The organism is Bradyrhizobium sp. CB82, assembly GCF_029714405.1.
GTDB lineage: Bacteria > Pseudomonadota > Alphaproteobacteria > Rhizobiales > Xanthobacteraceae > Bradyrhizobium.
Genome location: NZ_CP121651.1, coordinates 159,307 through 177,042, shown reverse-complemented (window position 1 = coordinate 177,042; position 17,736 = coordinate 159,307). Strand labels below are relative to the sequence as shown.

Sequence of the window (17,736 nt, the reverse complement as noted above, 5' to 3'; positions counted from 1 at the left end):
GCGGGGATATCGCGGGTTGTAGACCTGCTGACGGGCAGGTCGCATTGTGGGAGCCGGTCGAGGCCCCGAAAGACAAACCCGCACCCCCCACGGGACTAGCCGTGGAGAGTGCGGGCATTCCCGATTTAGAACGTGTTCGAAATAACCTGAGGCCCACCAGCGTTAACAGCGGTAGCCGGACCAAACACGCTGTTCGCAGTAGCAGTCTGCGGCTGGTAGTTGAGGAGGCCGGAGGCAGAGTTGCCCGAATGCGAAACGATCGTGCTGATAAGGGTGTTGACGTCACCGAACCCGCCAGCCACCACCTCGAGTTCCGTATCGATAAGTTCGCGAATCATGATGATTTCCTACAAAGAGGTTTGCTTGTGAACAACATCTGGCTCAAAGCAAGCCAGTGCCTCACTGCTCGTGTAGATGCCTGAGGACGGATTTTTTATCTGTGAGAGAAATCACGTGGGCCCAGGCCCGCAGGAGCCGTGTCAAGCCGAAGGACGGCTCCGGCGAGCCGCCGGCGCCCGGCGGCGGGCGCAATGCCGAAGCGGACTTCCATGGCCAGAAACGCTCGAACGACACCCATGCTTCGACCACCGATCCGGACGCCAGGCACTACCGCAAGGGCAAAGGCAAGGAGACGAAGCTGTGCTTCATCGGGCACGGGCTGATGGAGAACCGCCACGGCCTGCTGGTCGACGCCTGCCTGACGCAGGCCGACGGGCATGCCGAACGGGTAGCCGCGCTGCACATGATCGAGCCGCGCGCCGACCGACCGACAGCGATCACGCTTGGCGCCGACAAAGCCTACGATGCAGAAGACTTCGTCAACGAACTGCGCTCGATGAACGTGACGCCGCATGTTGCACAGAACAACAGCGGCCGTAGTTCCGCGATTGACGGACGAACGACCCGGCACGGCGGCTATGCCGTCAGTCAGCGCATCCGTAAGCGCATCGAGGAGGCATTCGGCTGGATCAAGACGGTCGCCGGGCAAGAGAAGACCAGCTTCCGTGGCCGTGAGCGCGTCGCATGGGCCTTTACCTTAGCTGCCGCCGCCTACAATCTGGTGCGGCTACCGAAGCTGATCGCGGAGACCGGCTGATGGCCAAGGTGCCCGGCTTCGCCAAGGCCTTTGTCGGCCGCTGGCGCATCGTCGAGATGGACGTCTGGGACAGCGACTTCCTTGATCTTGTCGAAGAGGCGCATCTCACCTTCCAGGGCAAGTCCGATGGCGAAATCGCCTTTGGGGCTCTCAAGGGCTTCCTGGACGTGCGCTACGGCACCCGCGACGGATCGGCCTGCGCCGAGTTCTCGTGGGAAGGGCACGACGAGAATGATCCGTCGTGCGGTCGCGGATGGGCTATGATCGGCACTGCGGGAAGGCTCGTCGGCCACTTCTACATCCACAATGGCGACGATTCAGCATTCGTTTGCGAACGCGGCTGAGTTCTTCAACAGCCAGCTAGAGCATGATGGCGATTCCGACACATCATGCTCTAAAGGAAACCGGTATCCACTTTTTCAATTATTGCCCCCGCTGCCTTTTTGGGGCGGCGGGGGCCTTTGCATTTTACAAGCCTGTCTTAATACCCTGAAGACCACCGAAGTTCTGAGCGAGAGCGTTGCCACCGGCGAAACCGACCACAGCAATCTGCGGGTTAAGGTTCAGCGATACGGCGGTGTTGGCGACGTTGCTAAGGTTCACCAACGGCACGCTCAAGTCCAACCCGCCAGCCACCACCTCGAGTTCCGTATCGATAAGTTCGCGAATCATGATGATTTCCTACAAAGAGGTTGCATGTGAACAACATTCTGGCCCAGAGCGAGCCAGTGCTTCACTGACTGATGTTGATGCCTGAGGACGGATTTTTTATCTGTGAGAGAAATCACGGGCGCCCTACAGTGGCTCTCGGACGTCAAGCTGATCCCGGCTCATTCCGAAAAAGCGCTCGATTGAATTTGTATCCGAATCCCTCGGCAGCAGCCGAGGAGTGTGCGGGCATGCGCAATTTAATGCGACGTTTCTTCTCACGCAACGTGCGGCGGTGCACCTAATAGCGCAGGCGGCGGTGCCGCTAACAGCGTTTGCGGACCCGGTAGATGGTCGAGGGGGTCGGAGGCGATGGGGCTGAAGTTCGTCGTCTGAAGACCACCGAAGTTCGCAACGGTGGCGTTACTGCCGACAGCCACACCAACCTGCACGCAATGTTCTGCTCTATGACGATCCGCCCAAATTGACGAGATTGCCGAAACTGATATCGCCGCCGGCAGGGCGAGAAGGCGTGCCGGCAAAGACAAACCCGCACACCCCACGGGAGCAGCCGTGGAGAGTGCGGGCATTCCCGATGCCCGTGGAGAGTGCGGGCATTCCCGATTTAGAACGTGTTCGCAATAACCTGAGGCCCACCAGCGTTAACAGCGGTAGCCGGACCAAACACGCTGTTCGCGGTAGCAGTCTGCGGCTGGTAGTTGAGGAGGCCGGAGGCAGAGTTGCCCGAATGCGAAACGATCGTGCTGATAAGGGTGTTGACGTCACCGAACCCGCCAGCCACCACCTCGAGTTCCGTATCGATAAGTTCGCGAATCATGATGATTTACTTTCCTAAGAGGTTTTGCATGTGAACAACATCTGGCTCAAAGCAAACCAGTGCCTCACTGCTCGTGTAGATGCCTGAGGACGGATTTTTTATCTGTGAGAGAAATCACGTGGGCCCAGGCCCGCAGGAGCCGCAGAGACGCCTGCCCATGCGTTTCTTTGAGACAGAGCTGCGGGCGGGTGATTGAAAGCCGCCGACGCCTCTCCTGAATGGTGTATGCTCAGGCGCGCTGCGACTGCCACAACGCGCACATCAACATCCAGTTGGGATCGCAGCCATGGCCGATGAAGGCTGATGCCGAAGCGATCTAGATCCGCCTTAGAGCGGTTGCCGCCTTCATTGGCCAGAGAGAGGTGCGGGGATATCGCGGGTTGTAGACCTGCTGACGGGCAGGTCGCATTGTGGGAGCCGGTCGAGGCCCCGAAAGACAAACCCGCACCCCCCACGGGACTAGCCGTGGAGAGTGCGGGCATTCCCGATTTAGAACGTGTTCGAAATAACCTGAGGCCCACCAGCGTTAACAGCGGTAGCCGGACCAAACACGCTGTTCGCAGTAGCAGTCTGCGGCTGGTAGTTGAGGAGGCCGGAGGCAGAGTTGCCCGAATGCGAAACGATCGTGCTGATAAGGGTGTTGACGTCACCGAACCCGCCAGCCACCACCTCGAGTTCCGTATCGATAAGTTCGCGAATCATGATGATTTCCTACAAAGAGGTTTGCTTGTGAACAACATCTGGCTCAAAGCAAGCCAGTGCCTCACTGCTCGTGTAGATGCCTGAGGACGGATTTTTTATCTGTGAGAGAAATCACGTGGGCCCAGGCCCGCAGGAGCCGCAGAGAAGCCTGCCCATGCGTTTCTTTGAGACAGAGCTGCGGGCGGGTGGTTGAAAGCCGCCGACGCCTCTCCTAAATGTTGTATGCTCAGGCGCGCTGCGACTCGCGGTGTTGAGCCTCGTTGTACAGCGCGGATGCACAGCCACTTCATAGCGCGCATGACTGACATCGCATTCCAGGCATCACCGCCACGCGGCGTCGGAATGTTGCGGCTGGTCAGCCGCTCAGCAATTTCGCGATTGGGCATCGCCTCGAGGACAGGCCTTTAGCTTGGCGTCGCGAGCCGCAGCGGCTTCGGTGTTCATCTTGCCGACATTTGGGTTGCCAAGAACGATGCCGCGTTGCTTGGCCTTGGCAAGCGCATTCCTCGTGCGTTTCCGAGATCATCGCGCGCTCTTTCTCGGCCAGCGCCGCATAGATGTCGTTGCGGCCGAGTTGCGCGACGATGAACGGGACGAGCTTGGTCATCGGGCCCGAAATGAAGTGAACATCGCGGTTCAGGCGGTCGAGCTTCGACACGGCGATATGGGCGCCGAAGTTGCTTGGCTTTACGAAGCGCAGCGGCGAGCTGCGTGCGCTTGTCCAGGGCGTCGGCGCCTTTGCCGGTCTCGACCTCAATAAACTCACCAGCCGGTCGAGGGCATTTCTCAGGGGGGCTAGCAATGGCTCGCAGCGCTGGCAGTGCGGCGGCGAGGCCAGGTCGCAGAAGGCGGTTGATGTTCGCGTAAAGAAGAGTGCAACGCGGCAGCCGAGATCGGTGACGCAATATCGGAAGTTGTTGGGCGGCGCAATCAAGCCGTTGAGGCGAAGCCGTCGCAGTTGGTAGGTCATAGCGCCGGTGGTGATCGTCGTGGGATCGCGGCCGGACAAGGCCGCAAGATGCTGGCGCAGATCGGCAGCTTGGAAGTCTTGCGGGAGCTGTCGAAACAAGATGAGGGCCTAGTTGCACGCCTGGGTCGGCAAAACGCAGGCCGGACGCGCGCTGGCGACCAGCTGTCACCGGTCGGTTGTTGGCTTGCAAAGTATCTTCGCTGAGGATGCAATCGTGGCTGAGCCGCTCGACCTCGCTCATTGGGTGACATCCTGCGTGACCACCCGGGTGCGAAAGAGGGCCCTCGCAGCCGTAGCCATTTGCGTAGCAATGCATCGGTCATGGCTGCGGGAAGCCCGTCCCAAATTGCCTGCAGCCGCTTGGGATTGGTACACTTCAAGGTGCAGTTGTCGAGGGCCTCGAAGGCAATGCCTTTCCATGCAAGCTGACGCTCGGCCTATTCATGCCCGTTGAGGCAAAGCTTGGCATTGAACGGAAAGTAGCTGCAGAATTTGACCGTTCATCGGTCCTTGAGACGGGTTTTACCAGAGCTCGTCATGAACCGGCGACCGGAGCCACAACGCAACACGCCTAGTCGGTCTGAGGCTAACCCTCGCTAGAGACCCGGCAGCGGCAAAGCGCGCAATGACCTCGCGCTGCGGTTCAAGGCCGAGCCCGCTTTTGCCCTGCTTGTCGGTTGAAACGCGAATGTAGCCAATGATCGCTGCCGGCATGCTCAACCCTATAGCATTGGAGGGAAAAGCAATTGCGAGGACGTAAGATTTCGCGTCAACGCGAACCGATGGTCAGGAATGGCCGCGTGGTGAGACTGTCAGGATTTGCTCTGAGAAGCTCGAGCAGCTGAACACAGCTGTGTAGTGTCCACCGGGCGTTTCTGTTGTTGCGGCCATGGCAATCGGAAGATTAGCTTGGCAGCATCAGATCATCCGGGAAGACCGCCATGCAGCCGAGCAACAGCTAAACCAAAACGTAGCATTGGCCTAAGGGAATGCAGGGTGGGCGCTGAGGAGGCCACCCACCCTGCTGTGGTGCGCGCTGAGGGGCCTCCCACCCTGAGATCGGGCAAGAACCAACCGCCACGGGCACGCTAACTCGCTGGCGCGGCTGCAGGGAGAGATCCCTTGAGACTCGAGAGCCTCCTTCAGGGCCCGCCACAAATGGCGGGCCACTCTTTCATCGCGATCGTAATCGCGAGCATCCTGGCGCGGGTCGCTCAAGGCATTTCGGGAAGGGTCTCGACACCAGATGCTCGGTGAGGCGAACATGTCCACGATCGCATAAATTGCGGAATGCCTGCACACCTCGGGAGCAGCCAAGGAGTGTGCGGGCACCCGCAATTTAGGCGATAGCGCTGAAGTTCGTCGTCTGAAGACCACCGAAGTTCGCAACGGTGGCGTTACTGCCGACAGCCACACCAATCTGCACGGTAATGTTCTCCTCTATGACGATATTGCCGAAATTGACGATATTGCCGAAGTTGGAATTGCCCACATTGCCGAAGTCGAAGAGCCCCACCCGGTCGAAGAGCGCCTGATGTCCTCCGTAATGCCCGTGATGACCTCCCCACACGGCGTCCATCCGGTCCAAGGGCGCCTGATGTCCGCCGCAATCCCCGTGATGACCTCCACTCACGGCGTCGAGTTCCGTATCGATCAGTTCACGCATTTCACTCATGTATTCCCTCCTCAGGGGTTGCAATGAACAACGTCTGGCTCGAACCATACCGGAGGGTGGCTTTTCTATCTGTGACGGAAATCACGGGCGGCAATGGTAACGCGCTCACGGCTCGACATGCTCGCGGCCGTCGCACACAACGAAGACTGCCGCCGGTAAGCGCAAGGGTAAGCCAAGGCCAGGCAGAGGGCCGCTAATGCCGTCCGGTCGATGTCGAGCGCAACAAGATTGCACGCGTGCTGACGGCCAAGGTGTCGAGGTAGATGGAACAATTTTCGACATTGTGAGCGCCGTCACGGAAGATTCGGGTTGATCTCCTTATGGTCCGGCTCATGGCTGCATGATGCAGCCGTTAAAAGGGCGACGAGGCACACAGATGAACCTGAACTACATTGTTAGTCTTATCATCTTCGCGATCGGAGCGCTGTGCTTCGTGGTGTTCATGACCAACTTAAGGCCACCGCTGCACCGCGCAGAAATGGCCGTGGGTTCTATTTATTGCCGCGGGATGGCGACCTAGACTAGCCGATGGATGTAGAAATCATCGTACGGCCTCTGTAATTCACGGCGGGGCGATTCAGCCCCCGCCACCATCAATACAGGCCTCCGAGCTTCTTTTCGGTATCGCGTTTGCAAGCACTGCAAGATGAACTTCAAACCAATGCGCATGGACGCAGTTCTTGCTATCTCTGCCGGCAACGCCTCCGTTTCCAACGGCGGCGGGCGAGCCGAAGCCTCCGCGGCAGCCGTCTATTGTACCTAGGTCCCGTCGATCTCGACTCGAGCGCTGACGTGGATCCATGCCTCGTCCGTGGATGAGCGGTGCGCGTAATTTGAGGCCGGACCGCTCACGGACCCAAGAGGCATCCAAACCGCACCATGTGCGGATGATCACGGATAATCCCTTTTGCGGCCAAGTATGACTCCGACACGTAGGGTCGAGCTTGCTCACCCGGATGTTGCAAGGAGGCGTACATGGCTCAGGTCTATTTTCATTGCTCGAACGCTAAGGAGGTACTGATGGATCGTCGCGGTACATTCGTATCCGACCTGATCGAGGCGTGTGAGGAGGCCACCTGCAGGGTGCGATCCCTCGTCGCAGCCGCCAACCTGGAAGATTGGCGTCAGTGGGCCCTGCACGTCAGCGATGAGGCCGGCGACGAGATTTTCGTTCTGCCGTTCGCATTCGTGCTCGGCAGGCCGCATTGAGAGGATGCCATGCCGTCAGAGCTGCCATCACTTCTTCGTCAGTGGGTGAATGCGATCACGACAGCAATCATCCGGCGTGCCTTCGCCGGAGCGATACTCGCCCAATGGCGCTTCCGCCGCAGCCCGGACACAATCTCAAGAACAGCTTACGGTTCCAAAAGGTATATTTGGGAAAGAATGACCACGTAAGCTCTTGTAGAGTCGTGTAGCGCCTCTCTAATCGAAATGGAGTTTGCGGATTAGGCGGAGCAGCCGAGCCAGTCGCGGCCGCAGGAGCCTGTGTTGGCGCGGGCGCCGGCATCCAAGTAGTCGTGGACTACTGGGCGGCGAGCAAGCAGCACTTCGGAAAACGCGCGCTCTAGAGCGTTAGCCGATCAGATTGCAAATAGCCGGCGGCGGCGAAGTAGTTCCTAGACTCTGCGGGCGTGTAGGTGTCGACGATGCGCCCGATCGCATCCCAAAGGCCGCCGATGGTCCGTTCGGCGGCCTTTCGCAAGTGTGCTTTGAGCTTGGCGAAGGCGTTCTCAATCGGATTGAGGTCGGGGCTGTAGGGCGGGAGATAGAGGAGCGTGGCGCCGGCCGCCTCGATCATCTTGCGTATGCGTGGTCCTTTGTGGCTGGACAGGTTGTCCATGATGACGATGGCGTGTTCCGGCAGCTCGGGGACGAGCACTTTTTCGACATAGGTCTCAAAGGCGTCGCGGTTGATGGGGCCATCGAGCACCCATGGAGCGATGATGCCGTTCGTGGTGAGGGCGGCTACGCAGGTTGTCGTTTTCCAGTGACCGTGAGGAATGCTGGCCCGCAGGCGTTCACCGCGCCGGCAGCGGCCGTGTGTTCGCGCCATGTTGGTCGATGCCCAAGTCTCATCAATGAAGACGAGGCGATCCCGGTCGAGCTTGTCCTGGCTCTCGCGCCAAGCCTCGCGGTCCTTCAAAACGTCCGGACGGTTCTGCTCTGCGGCATGGGCAGTCTTTTTTTGCGCGTGATCTTGTGACGTTCGAAGAAGCGGCGGATCGTGCCATAGCCAAAGGATAGGCCTTGTTTGCTCAAGCTGTGCCGCAATTCCTCAATGGTGATATCGGGCGACGCCTCGAGCAAAGCTATGATCGCCGCCTGGTGAGCATCGATCCGGTGCGATTTGCGATCACCGCCTTGAGCCTTTGGCAGAGCATCGCCTTGCTCCCGCTCGCGCGTTCGCCAACGGCTTACGCTGGCCGGGCTCACTCCAAATCGCTCAGCAGCCTGCCGGCCTGAAACGCCGCTCTCAATACAGCTAAGAACACGTTCGCGAAGATCCATCGACAACGGTTTCGCCATGCTCGCCGGCCTCCGGTCCCGGCCAACAGCTTGAATCAGGAAACCGCTGATTTGGGAATCCCCAACGATTCAGTAAGATGGGCTACCGCTCTAAAATAGCGCGCGATCAGCCGCTACGGCCTCAATCGCTTTTGCCGATCAGGAGATTGATCGGAACGTTTTGGCCGCTGCCGCAGATCAACAGTCCCGAGCCTGATGATCCAGATGCGACAATGCGGCATTGATCCTCGTCCATGATCAACATACCTTCCAGCCGCCCGGACGAAACTTTCAGCTGCATGCGCGCCTGCTTTTGCTCTACGCCGTTGACGCTGCACAGGCCGACATGGCGCAGCGTGATCGTCCCTGAATATTCTTCACCTAGACGCGCAACCGTTTTCGCGAGATTTCCCGTTATCTCCCATTCGTGCAGATAGCCGATTTGCCCGCTTGCGGAGTAGGACTGCGCCCAAGCGGCAGGAACTGCAGCAAGCAACACAAGTATCGCCACGACGATCGCGCGCATTGTTTCTGCGCGCGGCATGATTACGGCAACTCCCGAACGACGCGAAAGCCGTTGGCGTAGTAACGCACGTCAATGTCGTAGCGAAACCTCGCCGAAGATCTGACGTCGCTGGCCTTGCTGAGGAAGTTGCCCCCGCGCAGCACCCGCAGGCGGCAGTCGCCCGACGTCCAAGGCGACGCGTCCTTCGGCGCATTGCGATAGGAATCGTTCCAGCAATCCTCGACCCATTCCGCAGCATTGCCAGAAGTGTCGTAGAGCCCAAAGCCATTTGGCCGGAACGAGCCCGCTGGCACGACCTGCTGCTTGATCGGACTACCACAGCCGTCGCATTGCGCATGACCCGCGCCGGCCTCTCTGCCCCACCAGAATGGCGTTTTGGTCCCCGCGCGCGCGGCATACTCCCATTCCGCTTCGCTGGGCAGACGGTATTTTTGTCCGGTCTTCTGCGACAGCCAGGCGACGAACAGTTTGGCGTCCTCCCAGCTGACATTGATTACTGGGCGGTCGCCGCGCCCCCAGCCGTGATCCTCCGGGCGCACTTTGCACGTGCCGGTATCGGCGCACAGATCCCACTCCGCGAAGGTCACCTCGCGACGCCCGATGGCGAATGGCTTGCGAATGCTGATCAGGTGCTCGGGCTTCTCATAAGGCGTGTCACTGGATCCCATCACGAAATCTCCCGGCGGCACGACCACGAGCTCGGGGCAGTTATCGCAATCGCGAAACAGCTCTCCAGGATCCAGACTGGCGCCCTGTTGTTGAGCCACCCTGGTGTCGGATGACGCGGACCGTGGGTCGCCAGACGGACCGCTGCTCAACCCTCGCTGGGCGCTTGCCGCAGTACTTGCAAATAGCGCTGTGAGAAAAATCACAGACAAGACGGCGGATTTCATCTTGTGATCTCCGGTCGGCTCGAACGATCGGGAGTATGCACACGTCACATTCAATGTGGCATAGAATGCTTCATTCGGCCGCGACCGGCAAGGCGACGGTCGCGCCGCAGGATTTTGGTTTACATTGGGCGGCAAAGGAATATCGTTTCATCCCCGTTCGTTTTGCCCGACGGGCATATTATCGATGTTTGCAATTATTTCAGATTCCCGCGGCTCCTGCGGTCGAGATTGTGGTCTATGCATTGGGAAGATTGCGACGATGCAACGATTGCTCATATCGGTTCTGGTTCCATTTGTCGGCGGTTTGATGCTCTGCCACGCCGCACGGGCCCAAGCCCAAACGGGCGGACCGACGCCGTCGCCGCCTGGGGCGGCCGTCTATTTCATCGGCTTGAAGGACGGCGACACGCTGCCAACAAAGACCACTCTACATTTTGGCCTGCATGGCATGGGCGTTGCGCCGGCAGGTTCGGACCGCGCCAACAGTGGTCACCATCATCTGATCGTTGACTCGCCAACGCCGCCGCTGAATGTCGAGATTCCCAACGATTTCCAGCACCTCCATTTCGGCGCTGGACAGACCGAGGCAGAGATTTCGCTGACGCCCGGCGAGCACACCTTGCAGCTGGTGTTCGCCGATAAGAATCACGTTCCGCATTCGCCGCCGGTGATCTCCGAGCGGATCAAGGTCAAAGTGGCTGACCAAACCGGCCCCGCGATGGCTCAAGCAACTCCCGCGGCGGGCGGACGTCGTCCCTCGCCGAAGGATGCTAAGGTCTATTTCATCTATCCGAAGAACGGCTCCTATATTTCTCCGAACCCGGTTATCCGTTTCGGTTTGTTGAACATGGGCGTGGCGCCGGCGGGCTACGACAAACCCAACACCGGCCATCATCATTTGCTTGTCGATGCCGAGTTGCCTCCACTCAACCAACCGATCCCGAACGACTTCAACCACCTGCACTTCGGGGCTGGCCAGACCGAAGCGAAGATCACGCTCCCGATCGGCCAGCACAAGCTGCGCCTGCTGTTCGCCGATTCTGCCCACGTGCCGCACGATCCAGCAGTGTTCTCCGAAGTCATCAACGTCACCGTGACGGAGAGCGGCCAGCCGCCGAGAAAGCGCAAGTACCGCCATCGCTCCTGGCGGAGTTACGGATATTGATGCAGCGATGAAACCGCGCCGGCTCTTGATCTACGTCCTCTGCCTCATCGTCAGCGCGATGTTCGCCGATGCGGCCGCAGCGGAGCGTCGGGTCGCGCTGGTGATCGGAATCTCCGCCTATACGAATGCACCGACGCTGCCCAATACCGGCAACGACGCCAAAGCGATCGCAGCGCTGTTCAAATCTATCGGTTTCGACGTCGTCATTTCGCGCAACGATCTGGGCGTCGTCGACTTCAAGCGCACTGTGCGCGATTTTCTCATTACTGCAGAGGACGCCGATGTCGCGGTGGTCTATTACGCCGGCCACGGCATCGAGATCGGCGGTATGAATTATCTGATACCGATGGATGCCAGGCTGAGCCACGACTACGACGTCGAGGATGAGGCTATCGCGCTCGATCGCATCATCTGGGCGCTGCAACCGGTGCGCCGCCTGCGTTTGATACTCCTCGACGCCTGCCGCGACAACCCGTTTGCGGCCAAGCTGCGGTCCGCAAGCCGCTCGCCGACCAGAGGCGGGCTTGCGAAGCTTGATGAAATCAGTGCCGATACGCTGGTGGCCTTCGCGGCGAAGGCCGGCTCGATTTCCTATGACGGCGACGGCGGGAACAGTCCCTATGCAACCGCGCTGCTCCGGCACCTTGCCGAGCCCGGTGTCGACGTTCGGATCGCGCTTGGCCGCGTGCGCGATGAGGTTATCACTATGACCGGTGGACGGCAGGAGCCGTTCATCTATGGCTCTCTCGGCGGCGCAACCATCTCCTTAGTGCCGCAGTTGGGTGCAGCAAATGTCGCGCCGGTATCGCCGCCCCTGGCCCGTCCGCCAGTTCCGGCGCCGGCCCCGCCGAAGCCGGTCGTGGTCAATCCACCGCCGCCAAGCGCGCCACCGGCGGTGAAGGCGGAACTGCCCAAGCCGCCGCTTCCCGCGCAGCCGACCCCCGATACGGACCCCTGTGTCCGCGACGAAGCGAGACTGGCGCGTCTGCGCGCCAACCCTGCGCCGGACGAAATCACCAACTTCCAACGCGAGGTCGCCTGCAAGCGCCTGCGTCCACAAGTACAGCGTCTGTTTGAGAGTATTGTTGGCAATACCGCTCTGCCTTCTGGCGGAAATGCGGCGCCGCAACCGGCTCCGAAGCAGCAGGCACAGAATGAGTCTGTCCGTTCCGAAGATACTTGCACCCGCGACATGGCGCGGTTGCTGAGCGTGCGCGCTGAACCGACGCTTGAGGCGATCACCAAGTTCGAGAGGGAATTGGGCTGCGAGCGGCTCCGGTCCCAGCTCCTCCGATTGCGCGAGAGCGTCGCTCCTTGAGCTCGTCTGGACACTTCGCGATGTATCCATAACATTTCTCGCACACCGAGGAGTCGCCTAAATCGGAAGGCGGCATCTTGATAGTCCGCGAAAGCCGCCGTTTGCGCGCAATCGATCGCCGCCTAAGATGTCCCGATACAGTGATTTCAAAGGAGGCGCGATGGCGTTAAGTCGACCGCGGTGACCGGATCGCAGCGCTTTCCAAACGCGCCCTAAGGATTTGCGCCTAGTGTTCCGCGCCAAGAGCGGCCTCTTCTGCGAAATTGCCAGTCACTCAAGTGCGAGAGAACATTCGCTCGAGTGCGTCGCTGTTAAGATCAGTCGCGTTCGAAGACTTTGGCGCCAGGGTAAACTCGTCGGGCGTACGTAACGACCAGCTCCCGGTCCTGCGTCTCCAGGAAGGGAGTTCTGAGCTGGCACGACCCGACGACGAGGTGCCACAGGCCATTAAGTCTTTGAATCACGACGTTCATGGTGTGCTCCTTGAAGAACAGCAAACAACTGATCGACTCGACAATCCTACGAGGCACGCGTTAGGGCCGTGATCCTAATCACACATCGCGGAGCGCAACTCGAGCGGCACCATCGATCGCCGTTGGATCGCCTGCTTTGCGCTCATTCAAGTTTGCAAGCATCGCTTCGAAAATTATGATCGGCAACCAAAACACAAGCATGGCAATTTCCTCCATCGCATAGCAACCCCTCAGCTTTCAGGGCTCGTTTCCCAAAATAAACAGCCGAGCGCCAGGAACGCTTTCGCTTCTCATCAAAACTAAACGCGTGGTTCATCGTTGCCTTACGGAGCGATAGTTAGCCGGCTTTTCGTAGTTGAGAAGTCCCAGCGGCCGCCGCCCGGCCGTATTGATCGTCAGCGATCGTCCAAATTACCTGCAGCGTCACTGAAGGTTGGTCACCTGCCGGCCCGTGTCCGGCCTCGATCTCATTGGCGCCCGCGATAGATTGCGCAGCCTGCCGTCGATAATAGTCAATCAATTCCTAGGAAATGCTCGGCGTCGATTCGTATTCAATCCCAGCGCGCATCTGTCTTGCTGTCGCAATCCGCGGTGCCACATTGCTCGCTGCGGTGATGCTTAGGAGCACCTTCGTCATGTAGTCGAAGTTCCAGTGACGCGCATCACGGTCGTTGACCTTGGGATCGGCTATTCCGGGCGTGTGTTGAAAAGCACGTTGCTGAGACAACCGTTACTGTTCATTGAACCTTGGAGGTTAAATGACTCGGATTAGAATTTCCCATAGCTGGCGGACCATTCGCGGTGCGCGTATCCGTATCGTCCACCGGCGTAGGGTTGCGGTTAAGTCAAGCTCAAGTATTGTCCGATTTGCACGTCAGGGAATGGCCACTTATGGCGACGAAGGGGCCACCATACGGGTGAATGTATCGCCATCATCGTGATCGCCATCCGGCTAGCGGGTGGCGACAGCAGTTAGGCCGTCTTGGTAGGCGGCCTCTTTTGTTTTAGTTTTGCCGCAACCGTCGGCGGTGTGTCGCAGCCGCTGGCGGTGCTTCGTGCGGTGAGATCGGCGCCTGCGCTTCATACGGCGAGTCTCTTCGCCCTCGCCGAGCGATCGCCCGCCGATATCTGTCTCCAGTCCTGCCGCAGATAAACCAGTCGCTTTCGTCCTTCCGCTTTCGTCGCGACCATCGGTTCTTCGCTAAAGTATGACCGCAGAACCATGAGCGCTGAAATCTAAGCGCCTGGATGTGCGTCTAACAGGAAAGGCGGTCAAACCAGAATTCCCCGCGATGCCCGTTAGGGCGCACGAGTGTGAGCGCGATCACATCTCGTAGCCTCCACGTCTGGCAACGTGAGAAGCGGAGCGCTTCTGCGGACCCTATTTCAGCACCCAGAGACCAGGAAACTGCTCATGATCGACGACAGCAAAGTTGCCAAGGACGACGCCAAAGGCCTCGTGCCTGCGGCTCCACGGATCCTCGCCCGCCAGCTCGCGCGGCTGCTTACCATCGACGAGATCGACCACATTGCCGGCGGCATGATTTCGCGCGGCGTGATCGGCGGCGTCACGGTCTCGACTCGTGCCGATACGTGCACGTGCACGGGCTGCCCCACGAACGACAGCGACGCGTGATTTACTTTCTCCCCGCCGACTTCTTGCGTCGGTCAGCGGGGATGCCTTCACTCGAGCCATATTCAAAGCAAGGGGTCGATGTCCGATGACCGTCCTCATTCTAGGCTTTCCACTCGATATCCATATTCATGCGGTCCGCTGGGCGATCGAGCAGGCAGGGGGGCGGCATCAAACCGTCTACACGCCGGACCTGCCGCTGGTGCTGCGGTCATCAATGCACATTGCGCAAGCCCCGCAGGCCGTCTCCGTTGGTGATGGCCGGAGCCATGGAGTCAGCGGCGACTGGAGCACGGTATGGTTCCGCCGCAGCGGGTTACCGATGCGGCCGCCTGGCATGTCCGACGCGGATTGGGCAGTAGCTTCACGCGAATGCGACTACCACATCCGCAACGTGCGGCGGCTCATCGCGCCCGACGCCTTCTGGGTGAATGATATCGCGGCACGTGAGGTGGTGTTGCTGAAGATGCCTCAACTCATTGCAGCAGCGCAGTGTGGTTTTGCCATCCCGGAGACGCTCTATAGCAACGATCCCGATGAGATCCGCCGCTTCTGGGGTGAGCATTGTAAGGCGGGCGTCATCTTCAAGCTGCATTTGCAGACGCATTGGCATGGGCAATCGAGCGGCGAGCGCCACGCGCTTTTCACCACCGAACTGCGCCAGGAGAACCTTCAGGACGATGCGCCGCTTGCGGGCTGCCCAGCGATTTATCAGCGCAAGGTCGAGAAGGCCTACGAACTGCGGGTCATCTGCATGGACGAGCGCTGCGTGGTCATCCGTCTCGACTCGCAGTCGCGCGATTCGACGCGGCTCGATTGGCGATCGGATATGGTGGCGCCGCTCAAGCCGGCGCTTGTAGCATTGCCACGCACGGTCGAGGAGCGGTGTATCGCGCTCATGCGCAAGCTCGGACTTGCCTTCGGCTGCATCGATCTCATCGTTACGCCCGATGGGGAACATATCTTCCTCGAGGTCAACGAGATGGGGCAGTTTCTGTGGGTGGAACAGGACGAGCCAAGATCAGACCTACTCCGCTGCTTTGCGACGCTACTTCTCAATCAGCGGCTTGGGCCGTCGACTCGGCTCGTCGGGGATGAAAGATTGCGTTACGCGGGCTTTCTCGCTTCTGGCGCGTGGGAGCGAGGCTACGCCGAGGACGGCGAGAGCCATGCCAAGTATTCTCCACCGGGCATCATCAACGAGCCTTAACCGGCGATAGGCCCTACACGGGCGGCTGCGAGTTTTTATTTTCGACGCCCCTTCGCCTTGGCCGCCTCCGCCAAACGCGCCTTAGACGCCGTCACCCGCCTCGCGCGCGCGGAAATCCGGGTAACAAAGGCTTCAAATACAGGAGGCAGGAGAGATGAGTCTTCTTTCGGTTATCGGCTGGGATATTATCGGGTGGGATAACCTCACGCCACAGGGCATTCGGTTCGGCATTGCGACCATCCTTGCGCTGTTAGCGGTGGGCCGCCCCGGACCGTCAGTCTTTGAGCTTTTTGCCGGCCTAATCTGCATCCTAGGTGCTGGCCTCATGGTGGCGCAGGCGGTCTCGCTTGGTTGAATCCTTGCTGCCGGGTTGCTCTCACTGACGCTGCCTATGAGCTGCCTATCCTTCGTAGTACTGAGAGGGGGGATGTCCCGATCGCTGTTGAACTACGTCGGGCCGACGTTGCCGGAATGAATGTTACGCGGCCCTCGTGACGTGGGCAACGGGGTTGATCGTCATGCGATTGTGGCGAGCTTGAAGGGCCGCACGCAAAACCGACAATTGCTTATGCGCCTTCAATCGTCGGAAGCCCTTGTTGGCCTCGATCATGCCGGCCGCGACCCATCGCAAGGCCATGCCGGCATCCCGCCAGCGTTTGATGTTGCGCGTGACGCGGCGAATGGTGCCCATCATGTTCTCGGCGATGTTGGTACAAGCGAGCGATCGACGAAGCTCCTTCGGCAGCTTCAACCGGACGACAGTCAGGATTTCGTCGAGGCCTTCGAGGATGCTGGCCGCTACGCCGGGCCATTGCTGGTCGAGTCGACGCGCGAGATTGCGGATCAATTTTTCAGCCTTGTCGGCGTCATCGAGCTCCCAGGCCTGGCGCAGCACCCGACGGGTGGCCGCATGATGCTCTTTCGGCAGGCGTTCCATGATGTTGCGCGCCTTGTGGATCTGGCAGCGCTGGATCGCAGCGGCCGAACCGAAGGTGCGGCGGATCGCCTTCGACAACGCCTTCGCGCCGTCGGCGATGAACAGTCTTGGCACCGTCGGGTCGAGCCCGCGCGAGACCAGGTTGTCCAGCAGGGCCTGAACCGTTGCGGCGTTCTCGGTCGCCCCTTCCACCAGCGCCAGCGGATGCTTGTTGCCTTCGCCGTCAACCCCGATCGCGGCCACCAGCACGAGATCGTCGCCGAGATGCAGCCCGTCGATTTGGACCACCAGAAGGTCGAGCGCGGACAGATCGGCAGCCATGAAGTCGGCCAGCCGCGCCGCCGACAGCGCTACGAACCTCCGCGAGGCCGCCGACTTCGAAACCCCCGATCCGGGCGGTGCCGGCACGTCACCCTCGGGCAGCCGGACAGCGCGGCCGAACCGGCGCGTCGACACATTGATCAGCATCAGGTTCATCGCCCAGCGACCGAGCCAGTCCTCCTCCGCCGCCGTTTCCCAGCTCGGGATCGTGACCTCGCGGCCGTCCACGCCCCGGACCCGCGGGCGCTCGACCTCGATCTTGCCGCCGTGGAAGCCGATCCGTCCCCGCGTTCGGCCCCAACGGTGCGCCCGCCGCGCCGCGTCGCGACCGTGGCGCGGCCCGCAGGCCGCCGTGACATCCGCCTCCATCATCGTGCCGAGCGCCTCGATCCCTGCCGCAAGGCAGAACCGATCGAAGCTCGCCCGCACTTCTGCAAACGCTTCGTCCACAGCCCCGGTCGCCGGCCAACCAGCCGGTGTGATATCTCTCGTCATGGCGTTGCTCTCCTTTGTGGAATCAGCACCCCGAGCCTACCGGCTCAAGGTGGGCAACGCCGACCTCTTCAGAAATTCAACAGAACCCGGGACATCCCCCTGAGAGGGTCCTCGAGGGCATACTCCTGAACGCCTAACTAAGGGCACTGGGTCAGCCATCCTCTTGCCACCCGCTTGGCGGAGAACAAGCTGGTGCAGCTACATGCCGCGAAGCGCGCCGGTCCCGGATCCCGGCCACGCTCGTCGGTCAAGATCCAGTGCACATTTGCCGGCTTTGCGCGGCGCATCCGGGCGCGGTCATCAAGCCCGTCGCGACGCCGCGTGGCGT

At 60.2% G+C, this 17,736-nt stretch carries 19 protein-coding genes and 1 pseudogene; 9 read left to right on the top strand and 11 right to left on the bottom strand.

Annotated features, from left to right (window positions below; all coding sequences use genetic code 11):
• Positions 1–125 precede the first annotated feature (125 nt).
• Positions 126–338 (bottom strand): hypothetical protein, encoded by a 213-nt coding sequence (locus QA640_RS44660; RefSeq protein WP_283043665.1) that lies wholly within the window; start codon positions 336–338, stop codon positions 126–128.
• A gap of 143 nt (positions 339–481) precedes the next feature.
• On the opposite strand from QA640_RS44660, the pseudogene QA640_RS44655 reads away from it, so the two are divergent.
• Together QA640_RS44655 and QA640_RS44650 are read left to right on the top strand one after the other, a co-directional pair.
• Positions 482–1,096: pseudogene (locus QA640_RS44655) on the top strand (transposase); the annotation flags it as partial.
• On the top strand, positions 1,096–1,440 hold the full coding sequence (locus QA640_RS44650) for a hypothetical protein (protein WP_283043668.1): 345 nt from the start codon (positions 1,096–1,098) through the stop codon (positions 1,438–1,440). The pseudogene QA640_RS44655 and the gene QA640_RS44650, both read left to right, overlap by 1 nt.
• Before the next feature lie 124 nt (positions 1,441–1,564).
• Here QA640_RS44650 and QA640_RS44645 read toward each other — a convergent pair whose 3' ends face one another.
• The 5 genes from QA640_RS44645 to QA640_RS44620 all read right to left on the bottom strand — a co-directional run bounded on the left by QA640_RS44645 (position 1,565) and on the right by QA640_RS44620 (position 5,929).
• Positions 1,565–1,768 (bottom strand): hypothetical protein, encoded by a 204-nt coding sequence (locus QA640_RS44645; RefSeq protein ID WP_283043667.1) that lies wholly within the window; start codon positions 1,766–1,768, stop codon positions 1,565–1,567.
• 601 nt (positions 1,769–2,369) lie between these two features.
• The gene (locus QA640_RS44640; protein ID WP_283043666.1) at positions 2,370–2,582 is read right to left on the bottom strand and encodes a hypothetical protein; all 213 of its coding nucleotides are present in this window, start codon (positions 2,580–2,582) and stop codon (positions 2,370–2,372) included.
• A gap of 489 nt (positions 2,583–3,071) precedes the next feature.
• Entirely contained in the window at positions 3,072–3,284 is a 213-nt protein-coding gene (locus QA640_RS44635; RefSeq protein ID WP_283043665.1) for a hypothetical protein, read from the bottom strand.
• A 355-nt stretch (positions 3,285–3,639) separates the two neighbouring features.
• Complete coding sequence (locus QA640_RS44630) at positions 3,640–4,293, bottom strand: hypothetical protein (protein WP_283043664.1); 654 nt, start codon at positions 4,291–4,293, stop codon at positions 3,640–3,642.
• Positions 4,294–5,593: 1,300 nt separating this feature from the next.
• Positions 5,594–5,929, bottom strand: coding sequence for a hypothetical protein (locus QA640_RS44620; protein WP_283043663.1), 336 nt, complete (start codon positions 5,927–5,929; stop codon positions 5,594–5,596).
• A gap of 376 nt (positions 5,930–6,305) precedes the next feature.
• Here QA640_RS44620 and QA640_RS44615 point away from each other — a divergent pair, with 376 nt between their 5' ends.
• Positions 6,306–6,449: a hypothetical protein gene (locus QA640_RS44615; RefSeq protein ID WP_283043662.1), complete on the top strand. Its 144-nt coding sequence runs from the start codon at positions 6,306–6,308 to the stop codon at positions 6,447–6,449.
• A 455-nt stretch (positions 6,450–6,904) separates the two neighbouring features.
• Positions 6,905–7,138 (top strand): hypothetical protein, encoded by a 234-nt coding sequence (locus QA640_RS44610; RefSeq protein ID WP_283043661.1) that lies wholly within the window; start codon positions 6,905–6,907, stop codon positions 7,136–7,138.
• Positions 7,139–7,496: 358 nt separating this feature from the next.
• On the opposite strand, the gene QA640_RS44605 is transcribed toward QA640_RS44610, so the two are convergent.
• From QA640_RS44605 to QA640_RS44595, 3 genes are all read right to left on the bottom strand, one after another.
• Positions 7,497–8,458 (bottom strand): IS630 family transposase gene (locus QA640_RS44605; protein ID WP_283037252.1). Its coding sequence is split into 2 segments (ribosomal slippage): positions 7,497–8,122 and positions 8,122–8,458, totalling 963 coding nucleotides; the frame shifts between segments, so codons are not numbered across the junction.
• A gap of 121 nt (positions 8,459–8,579) precedes the next feature.
• Positions 8,580–8,981: a hypothetical protein gene (locus QA640_RS44600; RefSeq protein ID WP_283043660.1), complete on the bottom strand. Its 402-nt coding sequence runs from the start codon at positions 8,979–8,981 to the stop codon at positions 8,580–8,582.
• Positions 8,982–8,983: 2 nt separating this feature from the next.
• Positions 8,984–9,631, bottom strand: a complete 648-nt coding sequence (locus tag QA640_RS44595; RefSeq protein WP_283043659.1) for a formylglycine-generating enzyme family protein — start codon at positions 9,629–9,631, stop codon at positions 8,984–8,986.
• Between the two features lie 409 nt (positions 9,632–10,040).
• Between QA640_RS44595 and QA640_RS44590 the strand changes: the two genes are divergently transcribed.
• Both QA640_RS44590 and QA640_RS44585 read left to right on the top strand, forming a co-directional pair.
• Positions 10,041–11,021: a DUF4399 domain-containing protein gene (locus QA640_RS44590; protein ID WP_283043658.1), complete on the top strand. Its 981-nt coding sequence runs from the start codon at positions 10,041–10,043 to the stop codon at positions 11,019–11,021.
• Between the two features lie 7 nt (positions 11,022–11,028).
• A complete protein-coding gene (locus tag QA640_RS44585) occupies positions 11,029–12,339 on the top strand; it encodes a caspase family protein (RefSeq protein ID WP_283043657.1) in 1,311 nt (436 codons plus the stop codon).
• A 551-nt stretch (positions 12,340–12,890) separates the two neighbouring features.
• Here the strand turns inward: QA640_RS44585 and QA640_RS44580 are convergent.
• Entirely contained in the window at positions 12,891–13,028 is a 138-nt protein-coding gene (locus QA640_RS44580; protein WP_283043656.1) for a hypothetical protein, read from the bottom strand.
• 1,198 nt (positions 13,029–14,226) lie between these two features.
• Between QA640_RS44580 and QA640_RS44575 the strand changes: the two genes are divergently transcribed.
• The 3 genes from QA640_RS44575 (at position 14,227) to QA640_RS44565 (ending at position 16,010) form a co-directional block, all read left to right on the top strand.
• Positions 14,227–14,448: a hypothetical protein gene (locus QA640_RS44575; protein ID WP_283043655.1), complete on the top strand. Its 222-nt coding sequence runs from the start codon at positions 14,227–14,229 to the stop codon at positions 14,446–14,448.
• 85 nt (positions 14,449–14,533) lie between these two features.
• Positions 14,534–15,655, top strand: a complete 1,122-nt coding sequence (locus tag QA640_RS44570; RefSeq protein ID WP_283043654.1) for a hypothetical protein — start codon at positions 14,534–14,536, stop codon at positions 15,653–15,655.
• Between the two features lie 154 nt (positions 15,656–15,809).
• Positions 15,810–16,010 carry a hypothetical protein gene (locus tag QA640_RS44565; protein ID WP_283043653.1) on the top strand — a complete coding sequence of 67 codons (201 nt, stop codon included), beginning with the start codon at positions 15,810–15,812 and terminating at the stop codon, positions 16,008–16,010.
• 123 nt (positions 16,011–16,133) lie between these two features.
• On the opposite strand, the gene QA640_RS44560 is transcribed toward QA640_RS44565, so the two are convergent.
• A complete protein-coding gene (locus QA640_RS44560) occupies positions 16,134–17,408 on the bottom strand; it encodes an IS256 family transposase (RefSeq protein ID WP_283041364.1) in 1,275 nt (424 codons plus the stop codon).
• Positions 17,409–17,736 lie beyond the last annotated feature (328 nt).